The sequence below is a fragment of the Stenotrophomonas sp. 05L44_2 genome (genome assembly GCF_056665995.1).
In genome coordinates, this window is sequence record NZ_JBFTNR010000765.1 from 1 (window position 1) to 1,931 (window position 1,931).

Here is a 1,931-nt window from a genome sequence, read left to right on the forward strand (position 1 = left end):
GTTGTACAGGCTGCGGCCGAAGCTGCCGAAGGCGTCTTCCAGGTCCGGCAGCGTCCATTGCCGCAGGTCGCCGCAGGTGACGATGCCGCGCGCCGCCAGCTTGCCTTCCATCACCTTGCCAACGCCGGGCACGCGGTTCACCGGCAGCGGCAGCAGGAATGCGTCCACCCGCTGTGGCGGAATCACGAACTGGCCGTCGGGCTTGCGCCAGTCCGAGGCGATCTTGGCCAGGAACTTGTTCGGCGCGATCCCGGCCGAAGCGGTCAGGTTGGTTTCCTCGCGGATCTGCGCGCGGATGGTGCGGGCGATGTCGGTGGCCAGTTCGATGCCACTCTTCGGCTCGGTTACGTCCAGGTAGGCCTCGTCCAAGGACAGCGGCTCGACCAGGTCGGTATGGCGCAGGAAGATCTCGCGCACGTGGCGCGACACCGCCTTGTAACGCGCGAAGTCCGGCGGCACGAAGACCGCGTCCGGGCACAGGCGCTCGGCGCGCAGTGCCGGCATCGCCGAACGCACGCCGAACACGCGCGCCTCGTACGAAGCGGCACACACCACTGAACGCGCACCGCGCCATGCCACCACCACCGGCTTGCCGCGCAGTGACGGATCGTCACGCTGCTCCACCGACGCGTAGAAGGCGTCCATGTCGACGTGGATGATCTTGCGCAGTGCGTTCATGGTTGGCCCACATGATACCCGCACCGTACCGGTCCAGACGCCGAAGTATGGTCGTTGTGCATCAACGGGATGCGTGGTTTCAGCTGAAAACACTACGCACGCGTACGGAGACGCGGTTTGATATCCGCCTGATCCGTCGTGCATCCTCGGGAACTCGTTGCCTTGTTTTCGCTTCCAGGATTGCGCTTTCCATGACTCGTCTCCACGCGTTCAACCGCGACCAGCTGCTGGCCAGCGCACGCGGTGAACTGTTCGGCGCTGCCGCCGGCCGGTTGCCCAACGACCCGATGCTGATGTTCGACCGCATCACCGAAATCCGCGAGGACGGCGGTCCGCATGGCAAGGGCATGGTACGCGCCGAACTGGATATCCGCCCGGACCTGTGGTTCTTCGGCTGCCACTTCATCGGCGACCCGGTGATGCCCGGCTGCCTGGGCCTGGATGCCATGTGGCAGCTGACCGGCTTCTTCCTGACCTGGCTGGGTGCCCCCGGCAAGGGCCGCGCCCTGGGCTGCGGCGAAGTGAAGTTCACCGGCCAGGTGCTGCCTGATGCCAAGCTGGTGCGCTACGAGATCGACATCAGCCGCGTCATCAACCGCAAGCTGGTGATGGCCCAGTCCGACGCACGCATGTACGTGGACGACCGCGAGATCTACAACGCCCGCGACCTGCGCGTGGGCCTGTTCACCGAAACCGGGAGCTTCTGATGCGTCGCGTCGTCATCACCGGCATGGGCATCACGTCCTGCCTCGGCAATGATCTGGATACCGTTTCGGCCGCCCTGCGTGAAAGCCGCGCCGGCATCACCGCGCTGGCCGACCACGCCGAAGCCGGCCTGCGCAGCCAGGTCGGCGGTCGCGTCGACCTCGATCTGGATGCGCTGATCGACCGCAAGCAGAAGCGCTTCATGAGCGATGCCGCTGCCTTCGCCTACCTGGCGATGGCCGATGCCATCACCGATGCGGGCCTGACCCCGGAACAGGTCAGCGGCCTGCGCACCGGCCTGATCGCCGGTTCCGGCGGTGGCTCCAGCGAATGGCAGGTGGGTGCGGTGGATCTGCTGCGCAGCCGTGGCGTGCGCAAGGTGGGTCCGTACATGGTGCCGCGCACGATGTGCTCGACCGTGTCGGCCTGCCTGGCCACCGCATTCCAGATCAAGGGTGTCAGCTACTCGCTGTCGGCCGCCTGCGCGACCTCGGCGCACTGCATCGGTGCAGCTGCCGACCTCATCCGCCACGGCGCGCAGGACATCA

General features: G+C 66.5%; 3 protein-coding genes. 2 read left to right on the forward strand and 1 reads right to left on the reverse strand.

The genetic code is table 11. From position 1 onward, the window contains the following. The coding region (dinB, locus tag AC1VAN_RS20340) for a DNA polymerase IV (RefSeq protein ID WP_480986587.1) at window positions 1-678 on the reverse strand (678 nt) is incomplete at its 3' end. A gap of 191 nt (window positions 679-869) precedes the next feature. Here dinB and fabA point away from each other — a divergent pair. Both fabA and AC1VAN_RS20350 read left to right on the forward strand, forming a co-directional pair. Next, window positions 870-1,385: a 3-hydroxyacyl-[acyl-carrier-protein] dehydratase FabA gene (gene fabA / locus AC1VAN_RS20345; protein WP_025878420.1), complete on the forward strand. Its 516-nt coding sequence runs from the start codon at window positions 870-872 to the stop codon at window positions 1,383-1,385. Then, a partial coding sequence (locus AC1VAN_RS20350; protein ID WP_480986588.1) for a beta-ketoacyl synthase N-terminal-like domain-containing protein occupies window positions 1,385-1,931 on the forward strand: 547 nt, incomplete at its 3' end. The genes fabA and AC1VAN_RS20350, both read left to right, overlap by 1 nt.

Coding starts and splice junctions, on each gene's coding strand:
- fabA (WP_025878420.1), top strand. CDS start 870: ATGACTCGTCTCCACGCGTTCAACCGCGACCAGCTGCTGGCCAGCGCA.